Annotated in this window: 19 protein-coding genes; 11 read left to right on the plus strand and 8 right to left on the minus strand. The window is 64.5% G+C overall.

Features of this window, described 5'->3' with window-relative positions; genetic code table 11:
- Positions 1 to 3: 3 nt before the first annotated feature.
- Both boxB and boxA read left to right on the plus strand, forming a co-directional pair.
- Positions 4 to 1,431, plus strand: coding sequence for a benzoyl-CoA 2,3-epoxidase subunit BoxB (boxB, locus tag P0D89_RS25750; RefSeq protein WP_408357948.1), 1,428 nt, complete (start codon positions 4 to 6; stop codon positions 1,429 to 1,431).
- Between the two features lie 54 nt (positions 1,432 to 1,485).
- Complete coding sequence (gene boxA, locus P0D89_RS25755) at positions 1,486 to 2,727, plus strand: benzoyl-CoA 2,3-epoxidase subunit BoxA (RefSeq protein ID WP_408357947.1); 1,242 nt, start codon at positions 1,486 to 1,488, stop codon at positions 2,725 to 2,727.
- Between the two features lie 91 nt (positions 2,728 to 2,818).
- Here boxA and P0D89_RS25760 read toward each other — a convergent pair whose 3' ends face one another.
- A complete protein-coding gene (locus P0D89_RS25760) occupies positions 2,819 to 3,571 on the minus strand; it encodes a TetR/AcrR family transcriptional regulator (RefSeq protein WP_408357946.1) in 753 nt (250 codons plus the stop codon).
- A 302-nt stretch (positions 3,572 to 3,873) separates the two neighbouring features.
- On the opposite strand from P0D89_RS25760, the gene P0D89_RS25765 reads away from it, so the two are divergent.
- The 6 genes from P0D89_RS25765 (at position 3,874) to P0D89_RS25790 (ending at position 12,466) form a co-directional block, all read left to right on the plus strand.
- Positions 3,874 to 5,181, plus strand: coding sequence for a Zn-dependent hydrolase (locus P0D89_RS25765; RefSeq protein ID WP_408357945.1), 1,308 nt, complete (start codon positions 3,874 to 3,876; stop codon positions 5,179 to 5,181).
- A gap of 126 nt (positions 5,182 to 5,307) precedes the next feature.
- Positions 5,308 to 6,657 carry an NAD(P)-dependent oxidoreductase gene (locus P0D89_RS25770; protein ID WP_408357944.1) on the plus strand — a complete coding sequence of 450 codons (1,350 nt, stop codon included), beginning with the start codon at positions 5,308 to 5,310 and terminating at the stop codon, positions 6,655 to 6,657.
- A gap of 70 nt (positions 6,658 to 6,727) precedes the next feature.
- Positions 6,728 to 8,083, plus strand: a complete 1,356-nt coding sequence (gene preA / locus P0D89_RS25775) for an NAD-dependent dihydropyrimidine dehydrogenase subunit PreA (protein WP_408357943.1) — start codon at positions 6,728 to 6,730, stop codon at positions 8,081 to 8,083.
- Positions 8,084 to 8,194: 111 nt separating this feature from the next.
- A complete protein-coding gene (locus P0D89_RS25780) occupies positions 8,195 to 9,706 on the plus strand; it encodes an NCS1 family nucleobase:cation symporter-1 (protein WP_408357942.1) in 1,512 nt (503 codons plus the stop codon).
- Positions 9,707 to 9,759: 53 nt separating this feature from the next.
- Positions 9,760 to 11,211 (plus strand): dihydropyrimidinase, encoded by a 1,452-nt coding sequence (hydA, locus tag P0D89_RS25785; RefSeq protein ID WP_408357941.1) that lies wholly within the window; start codon positions 9,760 to 9,762, stop codon positions 11,209 to 11,211.
- A 451-nt stretch (positions 11,212 to 11,662) separates the two neighbouring features.
- The gene (locus P0D89_RS25790) at positions 11,663 to 12,466 is read left to right on the plus strand and encodes an amino acid ABC transporter substrate-binding protein (RefSeq protein ID WP_408357940.1); all 804 of its coding nucleotides are present in this window, start codon (positions 11,663 to 11,665) and stop codon (positions 12,464 to 12,466) included.
- Positions 12,467 to 12,552: 86 nt separating this feature from the next.
- Here the strand turns inward: P0D89_RS25790 and leuA are convergent, their stop codons facing one another.
- The gene (leuA, locus tag P0D89_RS25795) at positions 12,553 to 14,271 is read right to left on the minus strand and encodes a 2-isopropylmalate synthase (RefSeq protein WP_408377438.1); all 1,719 of its coding nucleotides are present in this window, start codon (positions 14,269 to 14,271) and stop codon (positions 12,553 to 12,555) included.
- Between the two features lie 257 nt (positions 14,272 to 14,528).
- Positions 14,529 to 15,434 carry a class I SAM-dependent methyltransferase gene (locus P0D89_RS25800; protein WP_408357938.1) on the minus strand — a complete coding sequence of 302 codons (906 nt, stop codon included), beginning with the start codon at positions 15,432 to 15,434 and terminating at the stop codon, positions 14,529 to 14,531.
- Between the two features lie 212 nt (positions 15,435 to 15,646).
- On the opposite strand from P0D89_RS25800, the gene P0D89_RS25805 reads away from it, so the two are divergent.
- Positions 15,647 to 15,994 carry a hypothetical protein gene (locus P0D89_RS25805; protein ID WP_408357937.1) on the plus strand — a complete coding sequence of 116 codons (348 nt, stop codon included), beginning with the start codon at positions 15,647 to 15,649 and terminating at the stop codon, positions 15,992 to 15,994.
- 76 nt (positions 15,995 to 16,070) lie between these two features.
- Here P0D89_RS25805 and P0D89_RS25810 read toward each other — a convergent pair whose 3' ends face one another.
- Complete coding sequence (locus P0D89_RS25810; protein ID WP_408357936.1) at positions 16,071 to 16,751, minus strand: cadmium resistance transporter; 681 nt, start codon at positions 16,749 to 16,751, stop codon at positions 16,071 to 16,073.
- A gap of 267 nt (positions 16,752 to 17,018) precedes the next feature.
- Between P0D89_RS25810 and P0D89_RS25815 the strand changes: the two genes are divergently transcribed.
- Entirely contained in the window at positions 17,019 to 17,519 is a 501-nt protein-coding gene (locus P0D89_RS25815; protein WP_408357935.1) for a hypothetical protein, read from the plus strand.
- 205 nt (positions 17,520 to 17,724) lie between these two features.
- On the opposite strand, the gene P0D89_RS25820 is transcribed toward P0D89_RS25815, so the two are convergent.
- From P0D89_RS25820 to P0D89_RS25835, 4 genes are all read right to left on the minus strand, one after another.
- On the minus strand, positions 17,725 to 19,635 hold the full coding sequence (locus P0D89_RS25820; RefSeq protein ID WP_408357934.1) for a glycosyl transferase family 1: 1,911 nt from the start codon (positions 19,633 to 19,635) through the stop codon (positions 17,725 to 17,727).
- A 166-nt stretch (positions 19,636 to 19,801) separates the two neighbouring features.
- Entirely contained in the window at positions 19,802 to 21,076 is a 1,275-nt protein-coding gene (locus P0D89_RS25825) for a DUF3443 domain-containing protein (RefSeq protein ID WP_408357933.1), read from the minus strand.
- A gap of 46 nt (positions 21,077 to 21,122) precedes the next feature.
- Positions 21,123 to 21,587: a DUF2844 domain-containing protein gene (locus P0D89_RS25830; protein WP_408357932.1), complete on the minus strand. Its 465-nt coding sequence runs from the start codon at positions 21,585 to 21,587 to the stop codon at positions 21,123 to 21,125.
- Positions 21,588 to 21,682: 95 nt separating this feature from the next.
- A complete protein-coding gene (locus P0D89_RS25835) occupies positions 21,683 to 22,021 on the minus strand; it encodes a hypothetical protein (RefSeq protein WP_408357931.1) in 339 nt (112 codons plus the stop codon).
- A gap of 38 nt (positions 22,022 to 22,059) precedes the next feature.
- Here P0D89_RS25835 and bamC point away from each other — a divergent pair, with 38 nt between their 5' ends.
- Complete coding sequence (gene bamC / locus P0D89_RS25840; RefSeq protein WP_408377440.1) at positions 22,060 to 23,295, plus strand: NlpB/DapX family lipoprotein; 1,236 nt, start codon at positions 22,060 to 22,062, stop codon at positions 23,293 to 23,295.
- Positions 23,296 to 23,648 lie beyond the last annotated feature (353 nt).

The following is a 23,648-nucleotide window of genomic DNA, read 5'->3' on the forward strand; positions in this document are numbered from 1 at the left end:
ACCATGTCAACGATCAACTACAGCGAAAAGATTCCGAACAACGTCAACCTCGCCGACGACCGCACGTTGCAACGCGCGCTCGAACAATGGCAACCGAATTTTCTGTCGTGGTGGGGCGATATGGGCCCGGAAGGCTCGCACGGCTACGATGTTTATCTGCGCACGGCGGTGAGCGTCGATGCGGGCGGCTGGGCGCACTTCGACTACGTGAAGATGCCGGAGTACCGTTGGGGCATTTTCCTGACGCCCGGCGAGCAGGACCGCAAGATCCACTTCGGCGAGCACAAGGGCGAAGCGGCATGGCAGGACGTGCCCGGCGAGCATCGCGCGAACCTGCGCCGCATCATCGTCACGCAAGGGGACACGGAGCCGGCGTCGGTCGAGCAGCAGCGTCACCTCGGGCTGACCGCGCCGTCCATGTACGACCTGCGCAACCTGTTCCAGGTCAACGTGGAAGAAGGGCGCCACCTGTGGGCGATGGTGTATCTGCTGCACCGCTACTTCGGCCGCGACGGCCGTGAGGAAGCCGAAGCATTGCTCGGACGCCGCTCGGGCGACGAAGACAATCCGCGCATTCTCGGCGCCTTCAACGAGAAAACGCCGGACTGGCTCGCGTTCTACATGTTCACGTACTTCACCGACCGCGACGGCAAATTCCAGCTGTCGGCGCTCGCCGAGTCGGGCTTCGACCCGCTCGCGCGCACCACGAAATTCATGCTGACCGAGGAAGCGCATCACATGTTCGTCGGCGAATCGGGCGTGTCGCGCGTGATCCAGCGCACCGCCCAGGTGATGAACGAACTCGGCACCGACGACGTCGCGAAGATTCGCGCGGCCGGCGTGATCGATCTGCCGACCATCCAGCGCTATCTGAACTTCCACTACTCGGTGACGATCGACCTGTTCGGCGCCGATCACTCGTCGAACGCGGCGACGTTCTATAGCTCGGGGCTCAAAGGCCGCTACGAAGAGAACAAGCGCGACGATGATCATCAGCTGAACGGCCAGAGTTACAAGCTGCTCGACGTGCAGGACGGCAAGCTGGTCGAGCGCGAAGTGCCGATGCTCAACGCGATGAACGAAGTGCTGCGCGACGACTACATCAAGGATTCGGTGGCGGGCGTGGGGCGCTGGAACAAGGTGCTCGAAAAGGCCGGCATCGACTTCCGCATGACGGTGCCGCATAAAGCGTTCAACCGGCAGATCGGCACCTTCGCGGGCACGCGCGTGTCGCCCGATGGCCGCGTGATCAGCGAAGCCGAATGGGCGGCCAACGAGGCGAAGTGGCTAGCGTCGCCGGAAGACCGCGCATTCGTCGCGTCGCTGATGGGCCGCGTCACCGAAGCGGGCAAGTTCGCTAACTGGATTGCGCCGCCCGCGATGGGCGTGAACCGTCAGCCGATCGATTTCGAATACGTGCGCTTTAACTGAACGCACGGCAGGCGCGGAGCACGCGACGCGCCGCACACCATGGTGGAGGAAGTGATGAACGGCCCAGTATCGATCGAAGTTCTCAGGCAGCATCTGATCGATCCGGAAATCTGCATTCGCTGCAATACCTGCGAAGAGACTTGCCCGGTCGATGCGATCACGCACGACGACAACAATTATGTGGTCAAGGCGGATATCTGCAACGGCTGCATGGCGTGCGTGCCGCCGTGCCCCACTGGCGCGATCGACAACTGGCGCACCGTGCTGAAGGCCGACGCGTATCCGATCGAAGAGCAGTTCACGTGGGACGTGCTGCCGGAGCAGAACACCATGGCGGTGCCCGCCGCGGATGAAGCGTCGGGCGCGGGCGCATCGGGCGACACGCCCGCGGACGCGAGCGGAATCGAAGTGGACACGGTGCGCGGCTCGGTCGTGCCGCCGTGGTCGGCCGCGAAGCCGTACGTGAATCTCTACACGCACAAGGCGCCGACCACCGCGACGGTGGTCGGCAACTACCGGCTCACCGACAGCACGACGGATAGCGACATTCATCACATCGTGCTCGATTTCGGCTCGATGCCGTTTCCGGTTCTGGAAGGACAATCGATCGGCATTCTGCCGCCCGGCGCGAGCGCCGATGGCCGCACGCATCACGCGCGTCAGTATTCGGTGGCGAGTCCGCGCGACGGCGAGCGCCCCGGCTACAACAACGTGTCGCTGACAGTCAAGCGGGTGTCGCAGCAACATGGCGACGCGATCGACGGCGTGTGCTCGAACTACCTGTGCGATCTGAAGAAGGGCGACGTGGTCAACGTGATCGGCCCGTTCGGCGGCACCTTCCTGATGCCGAATCATCCGAACTCGCATCTGCTGATGATCTGCACGGGCACGGGCTCCGCGCCGATGCGCGCGATGACAGAGTATCGCCGGCGCAGGCGTCTGAAAGGCGCGACCGGCAAGCTGATGCTGTTCTTCGGCGCGCGGACCAAGGAAGAGTTGCCGTACTTCGGGCCGTTGACGAATCTGCCGAAGGATTTCATCGACACGAATCTGGCCTTTTCACGCACGCCGGGTCAGGTGAAACGCTACGTGCAGGACGCGATGCGCGAGCGCGCGGTCGATGTCGCGAACATGCTCAAGGACGACAACACGCATATCTACGTGTGCGGTTTGAAGGGCATGGAAGACGGTGTGCTGCAAGCGCTCAAGGAGATCGGCGAGCAGCATCAGGTGGATTGGGAAGCGCTGTGGGCGAAGCTGAAGCGGGAAGGGCGGCTGCATCTGGAGACGTACTGAAACTGAAGCGCCCGCGCAGTTCGCCGATACGAGAAGACAGTCAACGAAGGCCCCGCGAGTCGGCAAGATTCGCAGGGCCTTCGTTCGTGTTTCATCGTGACGGATCGGACCCGTCCTCGTGCTGCGAAGGCGACACCGCACCGCAGGCGCGTATCACCAGTTGCACCACTTCCTCGGTGGTTGCGTCGAACGCTTTCTGCGTCAGCGCGCGCTTGCCTTTGAGCGCGCGAATCTGCGCGTCGAAGTCGGCGTAATGCTGGGTGGTGGCCCAGATCATGTACATCAACGTTTGCGCATTCACCGGCGCGAGCAGGCCGCGCGCAATCCAGTCGTCGATCACTTTGACCCGGCTGTCGAGCCACGGCTTCACGCGCCCCGTGAGAATGTCTTCCATGTGCTCCGCGCCGTGGATGATCTCGCTCGCCCACACCTTCGAGCCGAGCGGCCGGCGGCGCGACAACTCCATTTTCGCGCGCACGTATCCGCCGAGTGCCTCGACCGGGTCGTCGCTGCATTCGAACGTGTCGGCCGCTTTGTGCCAGTCTTCGAACAGGTCTTCGAGCACGCGCCGGTATAGCGCGAGCTTGGTCGGGAAGTAGTAATGCACGTTGGCTTTCGGTAAGCCTGCACGCTCCGCGATCATCGCGGTGCTCGCGCCGTCGAGTCCTCGTTCGGCGAAAACCGCCTCGGCGCACGCCAGCAGATGCGCTTCGTTCGACTCGCGAATGTGCGCCTTGCGCCGCCGCAAAGGCGCGCGCGTTTCGTCGTTTTCCATGATGCCGGCCGCCACGTCGTCGTCTCTCATATTCGCCTTCGGCGGCATCTGCGCCGCGTCGCGCTTCATTCTAGTCGGTTGATGCGGTGTCCACACGCGCATTTTTTTGCGTGCGGTTCAGTCGTGCTGCAGTGCAATGGCACGCTTCTCGCTATGCTTGTCATCGAACAAAAGGCATTGATTTGGCGGGCTTAATCAGCTACAACCTGTCCAACTGGACAGGATTGAGAGAGCGGGCGATGACCAGGGTTAGCCCTCTGTATGAGTGGCGACCGGGCGCATCGAACGTGCACCGCCGCCGTGCGGGCACGCCCCAAAACCCGCCGCCGATGCACCAGTTTCATGTCGGTTCACCGAAAGGAGCGAGACGAATGAGCGCGGTATCCGAAGCACTGAAGCAGGTTCAGAAGAATGCCCCCTCGGGGGGCGCAGAACTCGCGACCTCGATCAAGGTCGATGGCAAACGCCTGTGGGACAGCCTGATGACGATGGCGAAAATCGGCGCGACGCCCAAAGGCGGCGTCTGCCGCCTCGCGCTTACCGACCTCGACAAAGAGGGGCGCGATCTGATCGTGAGTTGGGCGAAGGAAGCCGGCTGCACGGTCACGGTCGATCAGATGGGCAACGTCTTCATGCGCCGCGCCGGGCGCAATCCTGCCGCGCTGCCGGTAATGACCGGTTCGCATGCGGACTCGCAGCCGACCGGCGGCCGCTTCGACGGTATCTACGGCGTGCTGGGCGGTCTTGAAGTGATTCGGAGTCTGAACGATCACGGTATCGAGACCGAGCACCCGGTCGAGGTGGTGATCTGGACCAACGAGGAAGGCTCGCGCTTCGCGCCGGCGATGGTCGCCTCAGGCGTGTTCGCCGGCGTGTTCACGCTGGACTACGGCCTGTCGCGCAAGGACGTCGACGGCAAGACCATCGGCGAGGAACTGAAGCGCATCGGCTATGCGGGCGATGTGCCGTGCGGCGGCCGGCCGTTGCATGCGGCGTTCGAACTGCACATCGAACAGGGGCCGATTCTCGAGGCCGAGCAAAAAACCATTGGCGTCGTGACCGATGCGCAAGGCCAGCGCTGGTATGAGATCACGCTGACCGGCCAGGAAGCGCACGCGGGCCCGACCCCGATGCCGTGCCGTCGCGACGCGTTGCTCGGCGCCGCGCGCGTGGTCGACCTGGTCAATCGCATCGGGCTCGATAACGCGCCGTTCGGCTGCGCGACGGTCGGCATGATGCAGGTTCATCCGAACTCGCGCAACGTGATTCCAGGCCGCGTGTTCTTCACCGTCGACTTCCGTCATCCCGATGACGCGGTGCTCGCGAAGATGGATACCGCGTTGCGCAAGGGCGTGGCCGAAATCGCGGACGGCATTGGGCTTGAAACCGAACTCGAACAGATCTTTTACTACGCGCCGGTCGCCTTCGACGCCGCCTGCGTGAAGTCCGTGCGCGCGGCCGCGGAGCGCTTCGGCTATTCGCATCGCGACATGGTGTCAGGCGCCGGACACGACGCGTGTTATCTGTCGCAAGTCGCGCCGACTTCGATGGTGTTCGTGCCGTGCGTCGACGGGATCAGCCACAACGAAATCGAGGACGCCACCGTCGAATGGATCGAAGCGGGCGCCAACGTGTTGCTGCACGCGATGCTGGAGCGAGCGTGCGAGCCGGTTTCATGACGCCCTAGCGGTTGCAGTCGCTTTTTACTCGCCTTACCCGTAGTGCCCATAAAACATGCCGTCCCGGCTCCGCTTCAGCGCAGCCGGCAGGTACGGCTACGTCCTCACATCGAAGAAGGAACGTGTATGGCCATCAAGCAAACCGGCGACATTGCGGCCCAGCGCCTGTCGCCCGAGCAGCTCTCATGCGAGTTTTCCGACATCGCGCCCTTGCTCGACCCGAGCGCGGCGGCCGCGGCAGCGAGCCGCTGTCACTACTGCTACGACGCGCCGTGCGTGAATGCGTGCCCGACGCGGATCGATATTCCGAGCTTCATTCGCAAGATCAGCAACGGCAATCTGAAGGGCGCGGCGGTGGACATTCTGTCGGCCAATCCGCTCGGCGGCATGTGCGCGCGCGTTTGCCCGACCGAGATTCTGTGCGAAGGCGCGTGCGTGCGTAATCATCAGGACGCGAAGCCGGTGGCGATCGGCGCGTTGCAGCGGCATGCAACCGATCACGCGATGGCACGCGGCGAACCGCTCTTCAAGCGCGCCTCCGAAACCGGGCGGCATATCGCGGTGGTCGGCGCGGGGCCGGCGGGGCTTGCATGTGCGCATCGGCTGGCGCTCGCGGGTCATCGCGTGACGATCTACGACGCCCGCGAAAAAGCCGGCGGCCTGAACGAATACGGGATCGCAGCGTACAAGACCGTCGACGATTTTGCACAACGTGAAGTGGCATGGCTGTGCTCGGTCGGCGGCATCGAGATCGAGCATGGCGTCGCGCTGGGACGCGATGTTCAGCTTGCGACATTGCGCCAGCAGCACGACGCGGTGTTCCTCGCGATCGGCCTTACCGGCGTGCGCGCGCTCGCCATGGACGGCGAGGACCTGAGCGGCGTGATGAACGCGGTGGACTTCATCGAACAGCTTCGCAGCGCGAGCGACCTCGGCACGGTGCCGGTGGGCCGCCGCGTCGTCGTGATCGGTGGCGGCAATACGGCTGTGGATGCGGCGGTGCAAAGCCGCAAGCTCGGTGCGACCTCGGTGACGATGGTGTACCGGCGCGGCGTCGAGTCGATGAGCGCGACCTGGGCCGAGCGCGACTTCGCGCAAACCTGCGGCGTCACGCTCGTCACGCATGCGAGCCCGGTGCGTTTGCTCGGCGCGGACGGCGTGATCACGGGTGTCGAGTTCGAGCGCACTTCACGCGACGGTGCAAAGGAACGCTTCGTGGTCGAAGCCGACATGGTGCTCAAGGCGATCGGGCAAACGCTGGTCGCGGTGGGTGTCGAACGCGAATTGTTGACGCTCGACGGCAGCCGCATCGCGGTCGATGCGAACGGGCAGACTTCGCTTGCCGGTGTATGGGCGGGCGGCGATTGTGCTGCGACCGGCGGTGTCGACCTGACCGTGCAGGCGGTGCAGGACGGCAAGGTGGCCGCCGCCGCGATCGACGCGCAGTTCGCCCGCACTGCCGCAAAGGCTGCATAGAGTCGCATAGAACCGCTCGATTCACGCCTGAGCAACCAGACAAAACACAGCAGTCCCCAAGGAGCCGAACATGGCCGATCTGCGCTGTACGATTGCCGGCATCACTTCGCCGAATCCCTTCTGGCTCGCTTCCGCGCCGCCGACCGACAAAGCCTACAACGTGAACCGCGCGTTCGAAGCGGGCTGGGGCGGCGTGGTGTGGAAAACGCTCGGCCTCGACCCGCATGTGGTGAACGTCAGCTCGCGCTACGGCGCGGTGCAATGGAACGGCCAGCGCATCGCGGGCCTGAACAACATCGAGCTGATCACCGACCGTCCGCTCGACGTCAACCTGCGCGAGATCGCGCAAGTCAAACGCGACTGGCCCGAGCGCGCGATGATCGTGTCGCTGATGGTGCCGTGCAATGAGCGCGACTGGAAGTGGATCCTGCCGCTCGTCGAAGACACCGGCGCCGACGCGGTCGAATTGAATTTCGGTTGTCCGCATGGCATGAGCGAGCGCGGCATGGGCGCGGCGGTGGGCCAGGTGCCCGAGTATGTCGAGATGGTCACGCGCTGGGTCAAGGAAGGCACGAAGCTGCCATGCCTCGTGAAGCTCACGCCGAACATCAGCGACATTCGATTGGGCTCGCGTGCGGCCTATAAAGGCGGCGCGGATGGCGTGTCGCTGATCAACACGATCAACTCGATCGTCGCGGTGGATCTCGACGCGATGTCGCCGCTGCCGATGGTCGACGGCAAAGGCACCCATGGCGGCTACTGCGGGCCGGCGGTGAAGCCGATCGCGCTGAACATGGTCGCGGAAATCGCGCGCGATGTAGAGACGCCGAATCTGCCGATCTCCGGCATCGGCGGCATTTCGACGTGGCGCGACGCCGCCGAGTTCATCGTGCTCGGCGCGGGCAGCGTGCAGGTGTGCACGGCCGCGATGCATTACGGCTTTCGCATCGTCGACGATCTCGCCGATGGCCTGTCGAACTGGATGGACGAAAAAGGCTACGCGACGCTCGACGACATTCGCGGCCGCGCGGTGCCCAACGTCACCGACTGGAAGTTCCTGAACCTCAAGTACGACATCAAGGCGCGCATCGATCAGGACAAGTGCATTCAATGCGGGCTGTGCCATATCGCCTGCGAAGACACGGCTCATCAGGCGATCATGAAAGAAAAAGATGGCGTCCGGCATTTTGAAGTGATGGACTCCGAATGTGTCGGGTGCAATCTGTGTATGCATGTGTGCCCGGTCGAGCAGTGCATCACGATGGAGCGCGTGGATAACGGCGGGTACGCGAACTGGACCACGCATCCGAACAATCCGGCGCGGGTGGGTGTGGCGCAAAACGCGCCGGCAGAGGCAGCAGAAACCGCTGAAGCCGCAGCGCATTCAGATGCGCCCGCGCCCGCGCATACCGCCAAGGCAGCCTGACACACGAAGCAGCCATAACAACGCAGCGCCGTACCGAACCTGTCTTTCCCCAAAGGCCCGACGCGCCAGCAGAAGCCGCAAGGGCCTCAACGATCCAGTGGAGATCTTTCGATGAAGCAGACAGCGCATTCCGTCGATCCGCAGTTCGCGGCCGGCGCGCAGGGCAGCGGTCTTTACAACGACGACCTTGCGCCGACCGGTCCCGCGCAGCGCACCTGGCGGTGGTATCACTTCGCCGCGCTGTGGGTGGGGATGGTGATGAACATCGCGTCGTACATGCTCGCCGCCGGCTTGACGGAGCAGGGCATGTCGCCGTGGCAGGCGGTCGTCACCGTGCTGCTCGGCAACCTGATCGTACTGGTGCCGATGCTGTTGATCGGTCACGCGGGCGCGAAGCACGGCATTCCCTATGCGGTGCTGGTGCGCTCGTCGTTCGGCACGAGCGGCGCAAAACTGCCGGCCTTGCTGCGGGCGATCGTCGCGTGCGGTTGGTACGGGATTCAGACCTGGCTCGGCGGCAGCGCGATCTATACGCTGCTGAACATTCTCACCGGCAACGCGCTGCATGGCGAGGCGCTGCCGTTTCTCGACATCTCGCTCGCGCAACTCGCGTGCTTCCTCGTGTTCTGGGCGCTGCAGATCTACTTCATCGTGCACGGCACCGAAGCGATCCGCCGGCTCGAAAGCTGGTCCGCGCCGATCAAGATCGTGATGTGCGTCGCGCTCGTGTGGTGGGCGACCTCGAAGGCGGGCGGCCTCGGCTCGATGCTGTCGGCGCCGTCGCAATTCGTGCCGGGCGGCAAGAAGGAAGGCCTGTTCTGGGTGACTTTCTGGCCGAGCCTCACCGCGATGGTCGGCTTCTGGGCGACGCTCGCGCTGAATATCCCCGACTTCACGCGCTTCGCGAAAACGCAGCGCGACCAGATCATCGGCCAGACGATCGGCTTGCCGGTGCCGATGGCTTTGCTCTCGGTGATCTCGGTGGTGGTGACGTCGGCGACCGTGGTGATCTACGGTAAGGCGATCTGGGACCCGATCGACTTGACGAGCCGCATGACCGGCATCGGCGTCGGCGTCGCGCTGATCATCCTGACGCTCGACACGATGTCGTGCAATCTGGCGGCGAATCTCGTGGGCCCCGCCTACGATTTTTCGAGCCTGTGGCCGAAGGGCATTTCGTATCGTGTGGGCGGCATGATCACCGCGACCATCGCGATCGTGATGATGCCGTGGAAGATTCTCGCCACCACGCAAGGCTATATCTTCACGTGGCTGGTCGGTTACTCGGCGTTGCTTGGTCCGGTGGCCGGCATCCTGATGGTCGACTACTTTCTGATTCGCGGCACCCGGCTCGACACGCGCGAACTGTTCGACGAGCAGGGCGAATACAGCTACACCGGCGGCTGGAACATCGGCGCGGTGGTCGCGTTGATCGTCGGCGTGCTGCCGAATCTGCCGGGCTTCCTGCACACCGCGTTTCCGGCGTCGTTTCCGAACGTACCGGCAATCTTCAACATGCTCTATACGTACGCGTGGTTCGTCGGACTCGCGTTGGCGTCGATCGTATACAGCGCGTGGATGAAGCTGAGCAAGGGACCGAGCGCACGCGTGGCGAGCGCCTGAGTACGGATGAAGTACGCAACATCGAAACCAGCAGTTCATAAGGAGGCGGCAACATGACGACCCTGATTCGCGGCGGCACGATTATCGACGCGGAGAACACATATCGTGCGGACGTGTTGTGTGCGGACCCGCAAGACGGCGGCACGATCCTGCAGATCGGCGCGCACCTGGAGGCGCCGGCGGGCGCGACGATCGTCGATGCGGGCGGGCAGTACGTGATGCCCGGCGGCATCGACCCGCACACGCACATGGAATTGCCATTCATGGGCACTACCGCGAGCGACGATTTCTATACGGGCACGGCGGCGGGTTTGTCGGGCGGCACGACCAGCATCATCGACTTCGTGATTCCGAGTCCGAAGCAACCGCTGATGGAAGCGTTCAACGAATGGCGCGGCTGGGCGGAGAAGGCGTCGGCGGACTACGGCTTTCACGTTGCGGTGACGTGGTGGGACGAGTCGGTCTATCGCGACATGGGCACGCTCGTGCATGAACACGGCGTATCGAGCTTCAAGCACTTCATGGCCTACAAGAACGCGATCATGGCCGACGACGAAGTGCTGGTGAACAGCTTCTCGCGTTCGCTCGAACTCGGCGCGCTGCCCACCGTGCATGCGGAAAACGGCGAGCTGGTGTTCCAGTTGCAGCGCCAGTTGCTGGCCAAAGGCTTCAAGGGTCCGGAGGCGCATCCGTTATCGCGGCCGCCCGAAGTTGAAGGTGAAGCGGCCAACCGCGCGATCCGCATCGCGCAGGTGCTGGGCGTGCCGGTGTACATCGTGCACGTGTCCGCGAAAGACGCGGTCGATGCGATCGCGCGTGCGCGCAGCGAGGGCTTGCGCGTGTTCGGCGAAGTGTTGCCGGGCCATCTGGTGATCGATGAAGCCGTGTACCGCGATCCCGACTGGACCCGCGCGGCCGCGCACGTGATGAGCCCGCCGTTTCGCTCGGCCGAACATCGCGAGGCATTGTGGCGTGGCTTGCAGGCGGGCCAACTGCACACCACGGCGACCGATCACTGCGTGTTCTGCGCGTCGCAGAAGGCGATGGGCCGCGAGGACTTCACGAAGATTCCGAACGGCTGCGGCGGTGTCGAGGATCGCATGGCGGTGCTCTGGCATCACGGCGTGAATTCGGGGCGTCTCACGCCGAATGAATTCGTGCGCATCACGTCGACCAATGCCGCGCAGATTTTCAACCTGTATCCGCGTAAAGGCGCGGTGCGTGTCGGCGCGGACGCCGACCTCGTGGTGTGGGACCCGAACGCTAGCAAAACGATTTCCGTGAACACGCATCATCAGAAGGTCGACTTCAACGTGTTCGAAGGGATGACGGTGCAGGGCATCGCGATGCATACGCTCACGCGCGGCGCGCTCGCGTGGACCGACGGTGAATTGCGCGCGGTGCGCGGCGCGGGGCGTTATCTGAAGCGGCCGCCCAATTCGGCTTACTTCGATGCGGTGCGGGTTGCTAACAAGCGGAAGGAGCCGCATCCGGTGGAGCGCTAGGGGCTGTTGCACCGGGTTGGCAGTGGTGCGGCGTCGGGCGTCCCGGCGCCGCGGCACGCGTTCATTGGGCCGGCCTGCCCCGAAAAGGCAGTGGCAAGAGCCGGCCGGGCCTAGTTTCGGTTCCCGATTCAGTCTGATACTCTGCGCACACTTAAGATCAAGCGTCGCTCATCGACTCAGAATGATGGACCTCAGGGCTTCCACTGCGATCGGGCAATTGCTCGCGCATCGCGAGCGGTTTCGCGAGGTTCGCCTTCGCGCCGGCATCTCCCGCCGTTGCGCATCACGACAGCGCGCACGCCGCGCAAGCGCCGCGCCTCGGCAATTCTGATCCTTTGAAAAATCCGGACGGTTTGCTACAGTCCGCCCATTCCGCTGGGCGCGAGTTCCGGTGGGAACGGTCGAATACAAGACCCGGCCACCGCTGTCGCAAACCTGACGGAGCCCCTCGATGAAGCCGATTCGTTCCATGGTATTGGCCACGCTGTTGCAAATGGCGGCGTGCCTGGCATTGAGTCCGGTATCGAGCCCGGCATTCGCTGGCGACGCACTCGCGCAAATCAGATCTACCGGCGTGCTCCGCATCGGCACGGAGGGCAGCTATGCGCCGTTCACCTATCACGACGATGCGGGCAGGCTGACCGGCTTCGACGTGGAACTCGGCACGGCGATCGCGCAGCGCCTGGGCGTGAAGCCGCAATTCATCGAAAGCAAATGGGACGGTCTGATCGCCGGTCTCGATGTGAACCGCTACGACGTGGTGATCAACGAAATAGCCATCACCGACGCGCGCAAGCTCAAATACGATTATTCCGATCCGTACATCACGTCGCACGCGGTGCTGATCGTCGCGGCGGACAACACCACGATCAGGAGTTTCGACGACCTGAAGGGCAGGAAGTCGGCCAATACGCTGACCAGCAACGTCGGCAGGATCGCGGCTGCGCACGGCGCGCAAGTGATCCCGGCAAAGGGCTTCAACGAGTCGATCGAACTGCTGGGCGCGGGGCGCGTCGATGCGACGGTCAACGACTCGCTGTCGTTCCTCGACCTGAAAAAGCACGCGCCGGATGCGAAGGTGAAGGTCGTCGCGATCGATACTTCGCCAGACAGCAGCGACAAGTCCGCGGTGCTGATCCGCAAGGGCAGCCCGAAGTTGCGCGCGGCGCTCAACAAGGCGATTGCGCACCTCAGGACAGACGGTACTTACGCGAGAATCTCGCACAAGTATTTTGGCAGGGACGTGTTCCAGTAAGCGCAGCGCAAAGCGGCGCACAAAATGAAGAGGGGACGCCGAAGCGCCCCCTCGCACACGTCAAGCGACTACAGCGCGCTCGAACCTCAAACCGCCACATCCTCCGTCGCGTCATTCAACGCGGCGTCGAAGAAACGCTCCTGAGCTTGCGCATTGGCGCGAGCATACGCGCGATTCACGCCGCTGATCACCGCGCGAATCGAGGCCGTCACCAGATTCGCGTCGATGCCGACGCCGAACGCACTGCCGGGCACATCAGGGCCGGCCATTTCGGCGACCGCGATCGCGCGCGCGTCCGCCCCTTGAGTCAACGCGCGTTCCTCATAGTGCTGAATCCGCACCGGCGCGCCGATCGCGTGCATCAACGCGTCGAGCGGACCATTGCCGGCGCCGCTCAGCACGCGGCGCGTGCCGTTGATTTCGACCGTGAGCTTGATATGTTCGCGTCCGTCACGCTCGGCGAGGCTATGGCCGATGTAATGAACCGGTTCGACGGTCCGCACATATTCCTGCTGGAACAATTCCCAGATCTGCGCGGGCGTGACTTCCTGGCCGCTGTCGTCGGTATAGCGCTGCACGGCCGAGCTGAAATCGACTTGCAGGCGGCGCGGCAACGCGACGCCATAGCCCTGTTCGAGCAGATAGGCGATGCCGCCCTTGCCCGACTGGCTGTTCACGCGGATCACCGAATCGTAGGTGCGGCCGAGATCGCTCGGGTCGATCGGCATGTACGGCACTTCCCAGATCGCGTCCGGCTTCTGCGCGGCGAAGCCCTTCTTGATCGCATCCTGATGCGAGCCGGAGAACGCGGTGAACACCAGATCGCCGACATACGGATGACGCGGATGAACGGGCAACTGCGTGCATTCCTCGGCGGTGCGCGCGACTTCGTTGATGTTCGAGAAATCCAGTTCGGGGTCGACACCCTGCGTGTACAGGTTCAACGCAAGCGTGACCAGATCCACGTTGCCGGTGCGCTCGCCATTGCCGAACAGGCAGCCTTCGACGCGATCCGCGCCGGCCATCACCGCGAGTTCCGCCGCGGCGACCGCGGTGCCGCGGTCGTTATGCGGGTGCACCGACACGATCAGCGAATCGCGGCGCGCGAGATTGCGGTGCATCCATTCGATCTGGTCCGCGTAGACGTTCGGCGTGGCCATTTCGACGGTGGCCGGCAAGTTGACGATGGCCTTGTGCTCGGGCGTCGGTTCCCAGATGTCGAACACCGCGTCGCACACTTCCTTCGCGAATTCGAGTTCGGTGCCGCTGAACACTTCCGGGCTGTACTGCAACGTGAAGTGCGTTTGCGGCGTGGCGTCGGCGAGACGCTTCATCGTGCGGGCGGCTTTTTGCGCGAGTTCCTTGACGCCGCTCTTTTCCAGACCGAAGACGATCTTGCGGAATTCCGGCGCGGTCGCGTTGTACAGGTGGACGATCGCGCGCGGCGCGCCGCGCAACGATTCGAAAGTGCGTTCGATGAGATCGTCGCGGGCTTGCGTCAACACTTCGATCGTCACGTCGTCGGGGATATGGCCGCCTTCGATCAACTCACGGACGAAATTGAAATCGGTCTGCGACGCCGACGGAAACGCCACTTCGATTTCCTTGAAACCGATCTGCACCAGCGTCTTGAACATGCGCATCTTGCGCTGCGCGTTCATCGGCTCGAACAGCGCCTGGTTGCCGTCGCGCAGGTCGGTGCTCATCCAGATCGGCGCGCGGGTAATGGTGCGCGACGGCCACTGGCGGTCCGTCAAATTGATGGGCTTGAACGAACGGTATTTGGTAGCAGGGTTTTTCAACATTTTCATCATCCGAGGTTGAGACCAGAAGGCTGGGAGTCGACCGGACGACAAAGAAGCGATACAAGGCCGCCGGTCGGAAACCGGGGCTGGGTCAGTTACTGGGGAATCAAGCGGTGCTTCGGTGTATCAGGTGGAAGCGCGCAGCAGCAGACCTAGCCCGGTAGAGCGGGCTAGTAGTAGCGATAGGGTGGTCTGGGCGCGGTACATAGTGCGCAATGGGAACATATTATCGGGACGGCGTCAAGGGGCGCCGACGATCAACGCAGCGGTTTCGCGAAGCGCAGGGTCATACGGTCCGATTCGCCGATCGCCGCGTATTTCGCCCGGTCGACGTCGCCGCCCTCGTAGCTCGGCGGCAGCGACCACACGCCGTGCGGGTAGTTTTTCGTGTCGCGCGGATTGCTGTTCACTTCGCTTTCGCCGAGCAGTTCGAAGCCGGCCGCCCGCGCGTGGGCGATCACGTAGTCCTGGCTCACGTAGCCGCTGTCGATGGTCTGTTGCAGAGACGTGCCCGGCGCCGCGCGGTGTTCCTCGACGCCGAGGATGCCGCCCGGCTTGAGCGCGGCATAAAAGGCGCGCAGGTTCGCGTCGATCTCGCCGTCCTTGATCCAGTTGTGGATATTGCGGAAGGTCAGCACCCGGTCGACGCTGGCGTCGGCGGGAAAGCCGCTGAACTGGCCCGCGTGCAGCGTGCCGACCACCACGTTGCCGTAGACGGCGGGCGTGGCCGCCAGTTTGCGCGCGAAAGCGGCGCGCCCGGCCTGCGCCTCGGCCGACGGCGCGCCTTGCGGGCCGTCGTACTGCGCTTCGTAAAGCTTGCCGTGGTCGTGCAGATACGGAGCGAGTATTTCCGTGTACCAGCCGCCGCCCGGCGCGATTTCGAGCACGCTTTGCGACGGCGTGAGTTCGAAGAATTGCAGCGTTTCTTTCGGATGACGGTAGAGGTCGCGCTCGCGGGCTTTGTTGGTGCGTTGCGGGCCCGAGATCGCGGCGTCGAGTAAGGCGGGATTGGCTGGTGCCGCTGACGTCGAAGTCGGCGTCGACGGCATATCCGGCGCCGCAGGGCCGGCGCAAGCCGCCAGCAGCAGCGCCGCGCCGAATGCCGCGAGCGTCGCATGCAGCGCGCGGGCGGGGGAGTGGGGTTGGGTGTTCATGGCAGCCATTATCGGGTGCGATCGGATCGGAAAGAAATCCGCAATCGACATAAGCTTAGGTTTGAGTCGAATTTGAGTTAGGGCGGTGATCGCACCGCTGCTCGAATCCGAAGAGCGCGCCCGCGCGTATAAATGGTGTGATCCCCGTACGCAGCGCGCTGCTGCGCCGAGGCCGAACGCGCGGACATGATCCCTTTCATCTCACTTTTCCGGAGGCTGGCATGAAACGAATATCGACGACATCGAGGGCAGTACTGGGCCTGCTGTGCGCCGCCTTGTGCGGGTTTGCCGCGCACGCGGGCGCGCAGGGCCTGAGCGTGCAGAACGACATGAACGCGCCGCAAAACAGCACGCGCCTAATGCCGGATGCGCCGCGCGGCAGCGAATATCCGACCCATGGCAACCAGCAGGCCGGCGAACTGAATCTGAACCCGACCGATCCGCGCGCGCAACTGGTCAACGGTCTGCCGAATCACGCCAGCGCGGGCGGATATGGCGCGCCGCTTGCCGGCGTGCGGACTTACGTGCAGCCGACGCAACCGATGCCGATGCCGACGCCGTCGAACTGAAAATTCGCACCCGCGACGGTCGTGCCGCATCGCGCGCCGGACAGCCGCGCATCCTTGCACGCACCACCGCCCCCGGTCAGATCCCGAACACGAGCCGCAACGTATCGTCGCGCGCGATCACCGATACGCCGATCGCCAGCAGGATCAGCGGCAGTAGCGCGGTGCCGTAGCGGCGGATCGGCGCGCCCAGCAGCGGATGCTCGACAAGCCATAACGCCGCCGCGCACCACAGCCCGGTCATGACGACGAACACCAGCGAGATCAGCGCGTTCTCGCTGGGCGTATGACTGGCGTACAGCGGCACATACACGGCGAGATTGTCGGAGCCGTTGGCAATTGCCACGCCGGCTACGGTCAGGAAGGATGAGGCGCGGGTTGACGAAGTTGAAGCCGCGTTGGACAGCGCGGCGGCAGCGGCCGATGCACTCGATGCCGTTGCGCCAGCGCCCGCGCGCGCGTCGTCCTGGCCGGCTTTCGTCCACTGCGCAAAGCCGGGCCCAAGGTGCTCCCACGCCTGGCTCAACCCGACTCCGATCGGCAGCAGGCCGAGCAGGCCGGGATATCCGGCGGGCAGATGCATCAGTAATGCCGCGAACAGGATTGATCCCGCGATCAGGATCAGCGAGCCCGCGCACTGTCCGGCGATCACGCGCTGTCGCCCGCTTCGCGCTTGCGCAAGGAACGCGAGCAGCACGAACAGGTTGTCGATATTGGTGGCGGCGTAAGCCACGGTCGCGAGAAGAACAAGGTTAAGCATGCGGGGGCGGGCGATACGGACTGAGTGAGAGTCAGGGAAATGGCGCGGCGCTCATCGGCGGATCGAGCCGGGCGTGCTGCGACGTGGCGATGGCGGACGGTCGACACGATGCCGGTGCGAATCGCCGCAGTCAAGCAGTCGCGGTGTCGCGTTTCTGGAAGTACACGGTCAACGAGCCTATCGCTCGATCAAGCCGGTATACGTGTCCGATGTCGATCGACAGGTCGGTACGCTACAATTGCCGACGGCTTGAAAAACGGAACGTCAATGAAGATTCGGACACTCTCTATCGCCTGCGTTACGACTGCTGCCGCATTGCTGGCCGCCTGCACGGCTGTCACCAGGAACTCGGGCGCATGTGAGCAGTTGATGCGAAACAAGCTGGCCGACACGTCGCAGGATACGCTGACAGTCGCGCATCGAGCCGTCGCCATTCGCGGCTCGCGGGTGGTGGTCGAAGGAACGATCGAGCATGTGATGACCGCTTCGGAAGTGGCGGCGGCCAAGCCGGCCGCGTCCGCGCTTGCGGCGTCCGCGCCGGCCGGGGCGTCGGGTGCGCGAGCGGCGTCCGTTGCATCGGGTGTTGGAGCGGCGTCGTCGGTAGGGGCTTCGAATGTCGAGGTGTCGACGCAGAAGCCGGCAAAGCCGAAGACGGTCAAGCTTCCAGCGGCGGCCGAGTGCACGTTCCACGGCGAGGAGCTGAACGTATTCCGCTGGCTGGCGCCGGCCAGGCTTGCCACGCCGGCCGAGGGGAAAGCCGCCGGTTAATGCGCATCGTCAGCGGTGCGGTACCGGCGAGCGTGCTGCCGGACAAGTTGCGCGGCACTTCTCATGGCACGGGGCGCGCGCCTTCGCCAGCAAATTGCAGTTCCGCAACGCCATGCGGCCGCTCAAGGAAACACCGCTTCGCAGACCGCAACGCGCAAACTCACTGCCGCTTGCCACACGCGACTCACACCGCTCGACCCCGGCATCACCGCTCACCTGAAGCCACCGCCCCCACACGCGTACTGTTGTTCGCCCGCAAAAGCTCCAACACGCTTTCGCCAAATGCCTGAGGCCGCCCTTCGAAGCACCGCTCCACCGCCCGCGTATCGATCAATCGCCGCCGCAACTCAGCGCGTTCAACATGACCATCGATCATCCGCACCGCAGCGGCGACATAGTCTTCCACGCTATCCGCCACGGCCCAGGACGGCATCCCCACCCGCTCGAACAGCGCACCATCGATCCGCTCGAACACTTCCGCCCCGCGCTTGCAGACGCCCGGTAGCCCCAGCGTGATCGCATCGACGATTCCGTTGGTATTGCCGAACGGAAACGGACTCAGAAACAGATCTGCCCGATTGACACGCTCCAGATAGCCCGCGTAATCGTGGAAGCCGTGCACGAGCGCGCCCGGCAGCGCGTTGCCGATCACGTAGCGCATCCGGTCGAGCGGCAGCCCGGCCGGCACGCCGCTCATGAAGTGAAACTCCACGGGCGTCGCCGCGCGCGCGACGATCTCGCGACATGCATCGAGAAAGCCTGGGTTCAGCTTCATCGCGCTCGCCGTGATGACGATTTCCAGCCGCTCGCGCGGCGGCGGAATCCGCTCGACGATATCGGGCAGCGCCACCGACGGCCGGTACGGCTGACCGTCTTTCGGCAGAATCATCAGGCGTTCGCTGAAGCAGGCTGGGTCGCCGACGTAGTCCGCCTCGACGCTGACGCAGTCGATCTTGTCCGAATGCGTGGTGGCCGGGTGACCGAGACCGGCGATCTGCAGCGGCGCGACGCGCAGGTTCGACATGAACACCGTCAGCACGAACATGCCGACGCTCGGCATATACAGCACGTCCGGCTGTTCGGTCTCGGCGAAGTCGCGGATCGTTTGCAGGCACTCGCCGATGTAATCCGGCTCCTTCAGCTCGATGAAGCGATCGAACACCGCACGCCCGAGCTCGTCGACCGCGTAGCCGAAGCCGAAGCCCACCACCTCGAAATACTCGCGCGCGGCTTCGAGCGTGCGCGAGTGCGTGCGGTAGATGGAATGGGCGCCGCTGAACCACTCCAGCACGACGATCATCAGCGGTTTCCGCGCGTGCCGTGTGCGGCGCACGCGTTGCGCGGGCAGCGGCTTGGGCCGTGACTTCGGCTTCGGCGCCGGCAGATCGGTCAGCCCCAATTGCGCCAGCTTGCGCCGCACGAGTTCGTTGATGTCCCGCTTGATTTCATGCCGGCGCGGCGTATCCGCATAGCTGCAGAACATGTAAGCGTTGTGCAGCAAAGCGGTCGGCAGGTCGTCGAGATCGTCGATCTGCCGCAGTTTGCCGGGCAGCCATTCGATCAGCGCCTCGCGCTTGAGATGCGCGTTCGCCGAGCCTTTGAAGACCGGCGCGAGCAGGACCAGCGCAAGGCTGGCCGCGAGTGTTTTGTCGTGCGCCCACAGCGCGGCCAGGTCGAGTTCCAGTTCGGACTCGGTCGAATACAGCGCGCACAGTTTTTCGACGAAGCGGTCGCCGGCGAGAAACTCCGTGTTCTGCGGACCGCGCGGATTCAGGTGGCGCGCCACATGGTCCGCATTGCCGAACGGCGTGCTGGCGAACAGCAGGCCGGTCCATTCGTGCAGCGTGAGCAGCAGTCTGAAACAGCCGGGCGGCAACTCGAACTGCGGGTCGGCGAACAACGTCGAGGCCGCGCTCGCGAGGCGCGTGCAGAAGCGCTGGCGCTGCTCGGCCGCGCTCAGACCGAGCATGCCCGAGGCGAGGAAGCTCTCGTCGAGCTTGCCGCGTTTCTGTTGCAGGAGCGCCAGCGCGGCGATCAGCTGGATCGAAGCTTTGACGTGCTGTCGCGTATAAACGAGTTGTTCGAAATCGTCGAGCGAAAAAGTGGGGTCTTCCATCGGGCGGTTTTTTCAATATGGATCGCTAACTTTCTTGAAAAGAAGCTGGCGGGAACCTCGAATTGTGACCGCCGCCCTATACCAAATTCCGCTCGCCAATGAATTTGCGAAGTTTCCGCGTAGTCGGGAATCTCGCCCGGCCCGTCATTGCGCCGCAGCCGCGCGCTCAGAATGCGTAATAAGGCCCCGGCCCGGCCGATGTGTCGCGCGACGCGATCGCCGTGTAGACACGTCGTCCGAAGAAGAACGGCAAGCCCCAGCTGAAGCTCCGTGCAGCCACGCCGGCGAGGTTGTTGAACGCGTTGTTCGATGATCCGAACAGCAGGGTCGAATTGCCGATCGAGAACGACACCGTGCTCGACATACCGTTCGTGCCGGCGATGACGGCGCTGGCCGTTTGCGGCGAACTCGGGCAGTACCAGTAGCCGCACTGCTGGAGCTGGGTATCGGGGAAGAAGATCCCGTTCGAGCCGCTGTCGATATAACTGCGCGCATAGGTCTGGCCGTTCTCGGTCGTGACCACGTAGCCGCTCGTCGCATTCGCCTTGACGACGCTCGCGCCTGCGAGCGTGTTGTTCGCCTGGGTGTCGATGCCGAAGATCAGCGAGCCCGCTACGCTGGGCGCGCCGGTGTCGGCGATGGCGGGAAGGTCGATCACCACGCCGTTGTTGTCGAGCGCGAAGCGGCTTACCGGATTGGTCACCTGCTGCGCGAGCGCCTGCGCGCTCGCCACACAGTTGCCGCCGGCGGTGCACCTGTAGTACCAGCGCGGCAGCGCGGCGCTGGCGCAGCCGCCGCCGCAGTCGGACGTGAACAGGCCCACGCCGAGAATGCCGTTGCCACGCAGGCTCGCGACCGTCTGCATCGCCGGGCCGGCGCTCGCGCAGTCGGCGGGCACGGTGGGGAGCGTCGCGTCGGCGATCAGATGGATCGGAATCGATGCGGCCAGCTGGCCGGCCATGCGCACGTCCGCGCTGCGCACCGCCCCCCACGTGTAGCCGCTGCCGAACGCTGCGCATTCGCCCGTGACGCCGCTGCCCGAGGGCAGCGCCGGCAGCGCGAGACTGGCCGGCAGCGCTGAGGCGAGAATTCGCAGGCCGTTCGAGCCGGTGTCGACCTGAATATCGTCGATCGTCGCGCAGTTGCTGGTGCCGGACTGGCAGACGGTGACGCTGGTTGTCAACATGTTGCGCGTCAGGCCGGGCGCGACGGTGACCGAGATCGGCTGGACGTTCGGCGTAGTCGACTGAGGCACGCTGACGGACGCGCCGGAGCCAGACGCGCCGGACGATGTGCCGGCCGCGGGTGTGCTGGCGCCGCCCGGGTTGCTGGGCGCGCCGGTCGGCGATGAGCTGGCCGGGGTGTCGCCACCGCCGCCGCCGCAACCGGCCAGACACGCGCAAACGAGAAGCAGGGCATGGAGTCGGGAAGAGGCTGTCATGTCAAGGTCTCGGTTGTCATCGAGGGGCGTTGAGGGCTCGGCCGCGTTATTGCAGGTCGTGCGCGGTGACGCCGGGCGGCAGCGCAGCGGGCAGCCACGCGCGTCCAAGGTAGCCGCGCATCGGGCCGCCGGATTCGACGATCACGTCCGGCCGCGCGATCCGCGAGGTGTGCAGGTTGCCGTCGCGCACCGACGTGGCGGCGCCCGTGTGATAGGAGTCGGCGTACTTGCCGAGCAACGCGTCCAGATCCGGCATGGTCGGGCCTTCCCACGCATAGCCGACGATCCGGCCGGTGCTCGTCGCGTATTCGTTGATCGTGGTGTTGCCGGCATCGGTCAGCGTGCGCACGCGCAGCGCGCCGTTGAGCAGCGTGCGTGGCGCGCTCGCGGCCGCGTCGGCGTGATCCGGCATGGTGCCGCCCAGTTCGGCATGCGCGGCCGAGCTCGCGCAGAGGACGCCGGTCGTGAGCGCCCAGACGGCGAGGGGGCGGCAAAAACGTGACTTGAGCATGGTGGTCGGCCTCGTGGTCCGGCGTGGTCGGGTCTTATTGAGATATCCGAAATCACGGTAACACCCGGCCTTCTCGATGATTGAATTGGGCGTCGTCAGCGCATCGCGCGCGATCTCAAAATAGTCGCCGGGCGCGTCAGAAAAGTTCGTTTTAAAACAAGGATCTGACGCAAATGTAGGGATCGTCCGATTGTTGATTCGGAAAAGTTGTCAAACGTTAAATATGCGGGTGGAAGGCAGCTTGCGCGGCGGCGCGGATGACGGCTTTGCTGGCGAAAATGCGCGGAAAGATGGGCTGAAAGAGGTGCTTTGCGCACGCTCACGGGCCGCGCCACGGCGCGCGTTGCGCGCGTGCGCACGCTGCCCCATTCGCGGGCAAACCCCAGTTTTTGCACATGGCTCGCCGGGACCGGTAAAATGTTGGGTTGATCCACGGAAACTTGCCGTGGCGTAGCGGAAGGATTCCCCGAACATGACTGATCTTCGTCTTACCAAGCGGTTTGCAGTAATGCTGATGGCGGGCGGGCTGGTCGCCGGCTGCGGCACTTCGTCGCCGACCAAAATCGACTACAAGAGCGACTCCAGATCGAAGCAGGTGTCACTCGCCGTGCCGCCGAACATGATCGATGAGACGGCCGATCAGCGTTCGTTGCCCCCGCAAGGCGGCGAAACGTCGTTGTCCTCGCTCAAGCAGGTCCAGGCGCAAGCGCCGTCGAACAGCGGTACGGTGCCGGTGGTGCCGCCCGTCAGCGGCATGCATATCCAGCGTGACGGCACGGAAAGCTGGCTCGTGATCGACGACAAGGCGCCCGACGCCGCATGGGCGCCGATCCGCCGCTTCTGGCAGGAACAGGGCTTCCTGCTGGTGGTCGACCAGCGCGACAAGGGCGTGATGGAAACCGACTGGAACGAATCGTACGCGCAGATTAACGACGGCTTCATCCGCAACACGCTGTCCAAGACGATGGGCAACAGCTACGTCACGTCGGAGCGCAACAAGTACCGCACGCGTCTCGAACCGGCGCCGAACGGCGGCACCTACGTGTTCATCAGCCAGAAGGGCATGCGCGAGGCGCTCACCGGCACGAACAACGATTCGAGCCAGTGGCAGCCGAAGCCGAACGATCCGGCCCTGGAACAGGAATATCTGAAGCGCCTGATGGCGGCGCTCGCGCTGGCCGATGCGCGCGCGAAGTCGGGCGGCGGCCAAACCGCCGAGCTGACGCCGGCCGGCACGCAAACGGCGCCGAACGCGGCGACCGCGAATGCGAAATCGGCGGCTGCGGCCACGGCCGCGCAGAACGTCTCGCTGTCGGCCCAGCAGCCGATGCCGGATGCGGACTCGGCGAACACGGGGGCGCAGTTCTCGTCGACCGAACTCACGCTCGGCGAGCCCTATGACCGGGCCTGGCTGCGCGTGGGCCTCGCGCTCGACCGCAGCAACTTCACGGTCGACGACCGCGATCTGAGCCGTGGCCTGTACTTCGTGCGCTACGTCGATCCGAAGGACATGTCGTCGGCCGAACAGGGCTTCTGGAGCCAGGTGTTCCACGGCAAGAAGGAGAAGGTCGCCAAGCAGTATCGCGTGAACGTGCGCGCGGTGACGCCGGATCAAACGCGCGTGGCCGTGGTCGACGACAAGGGCGCGATCGACGAAAGCCCGCAGGCCAAGCAGATCATGAGTCTGATGGTCGATCAGCTGCACTGAGCGACGCGTTAGCAGGTAGCGCAGTTGTTTGAAGAACCGCCCGGGAGCGATCCCGGGCGGTTTTTTTATGGCTGCGGCTCGCTAAGGTCGCGGCCTCGGTGGCCCCGTCGTCTATCCTCGTAGGGCGCGGTCTCGCCCGCACTCCAACGGAGTGCGGGCTATGTTCGGGTAAGCGGAATTGAATGTGGTGAGCCGAAGCGGCCAAGGGTGGCGGCCGCCCCGTCGAGGCAAGAGGGGAACGAGAAAATCGCGCGAGAACGGTAACGGTGAAGCCACCGCGGCGGGGGCGCCCGCCGGGCGGCGCGGCCAAACAATAAAGGTTTGGCCCCCCGCGGGGCCGCACAAGGGACGCC

This window comes from Paraburkholderia sp. RL18-085-BIA-A (genome assembly GCF_046027075.1).
In the GTDB taxonomy this organism is placed as follows: Bacteria; Pseudomonadota; Gammaproteobacteria; order Burkholderiales; family Burkholderiaceae; genus Paraburkholderia.

What these genes read in the sequence shown, in the direction of transcription:
- P0D89_RS25770 (WP_408357944.1), top strand. Translation starts at nt 5,308, where the DNA reads ATGGCCATCAAGCAAACCGGCGACATTGCGGCCCAGCGCCTGTCGCCC.
- P0D89_RS25820 (WP_408357934.1), bottom strand. Translation starts at nt 19,635, where the DNA reads ATGGAAGACCCCACTTTTTCGCTCGACGATTTCGAACAACTCGTTTAT.
- P0D89_RS25780 (WP_408357942.1), top strand. Translation starts at nt 8,195, where the DNA reads ATGAAGCAGACAGCGCATTCCGTCGATCCGCAGTTCGCGGCCGGCGCG.
- P0D89_RS25805 (WP_408357937.1), top strand. Translation starts at nt 15,647, where the DNA reads ATGAAACGAATATCGACGACATCGAGGGCAGTACTGGGCCTGCTGTGC.
- P0D89_RS25760 (WP_408357946.1), bottom strand. Translation starts at nt 3,571, where the DNA reads ATGAAGCGCGACGCGGCGCAGATGCCGCCGAAGGCGAATATGAGAGAC.
- P0D89_RS25825 (WP_408357933.1), bottom strand. Translation starts at nt 21,076, where the DNA reads ATGACAGCCTCTTCCCGACTCCATGCCCTGCTTCTCGTTTGCGCGTGT.
- boxA (WP_408357947.1), top strand. Translation starts at nt 1,486, where the DNA reads ATGAACGGCCCAGTATCGATCGAAGTTCTCAGGCAGCATCTGATCGAT.
- P0D89_RS25765 (WP_408357945.1), top strand. Translation starts at nt 3,874, where the DNA reads ATGAGCGCGGTATCCGAAGCACTGAAGCAGGTTCAGAAGAATGCCCCC.
- bamC (WP_408377440.1), top strand. Translation starts at nt 22,060, where the DNA reads ATGACTGATCTTCGTCTTACCAAGCGGTTTGCAGTAATGCTGATGGCG.
- P0D89_RS25815 (WP_408357935.1), top strand. Translation starts at nt 17,019, where the DNA reads ATGAAGATTCGGACACTCTCTATCGCCTGCGTTACGACTGCTGCCGCA.
- boxB (WP_408357948.1), top strand. Translation starts at nt 4, where the DNA reads ATGTCAACGATCAACTACAGCGAAAAGATTCCGAACAACGTCAACCTC.
- hydA (WP_408357941.1), top strand. Translation starts at nt 9,760, where the DNA reads ATGACGACCCTGATTCGCGGCGGCACGATTATCGACGCGGAGAACACA.
- preA (WP_408357943.1), top strand. Translation starts at nt 6,728, where the DNA reads ATGGCCGATCTGCGCTGTACGATTGCCGGCATCACTTCGCCGAATCCC.
- leuA (WP_408377438.1), bottom strand. Translation starts at nt 14,271, where the DNA reads ATGTTGAAAAACCCTGCTACCAAATACCGTTCGTTCAAGCCCATCAAT.
- P0D89_RS25790 (WP_408357940.1), top strand. Translation starts at nt 11,663, where the DNA reads ATGAAGCCGATTCGTTCCATGGTATTGGCCACGCTGTTGCAAATGGCG.
- P0D89_RS25830 (WP_408357932.1), bottom strand. Translation starts at nt 21,587, where the DNA reads ATGCTCAAGTCACGTTTTTGCCGCCCCCTCGCCGTCTGGGCGCTCACG.
- P0D89_RS25810 (WP_408357936.1), bottom strand. Translation starts at nt 16,751, where the DNA reads ATGCTTAACCTTGTTCTTCTCGCGACCGTGGCTTACGCCGCCACCAAT.
- P0D89_RS25800 (WP_408357938.1), bottom strand. Translation starts at nt 15,434, where the DNA reads ATGGCTGCCATGAACACCCAACCCCACTCCCCCGCCCGCGCGCTGCAT.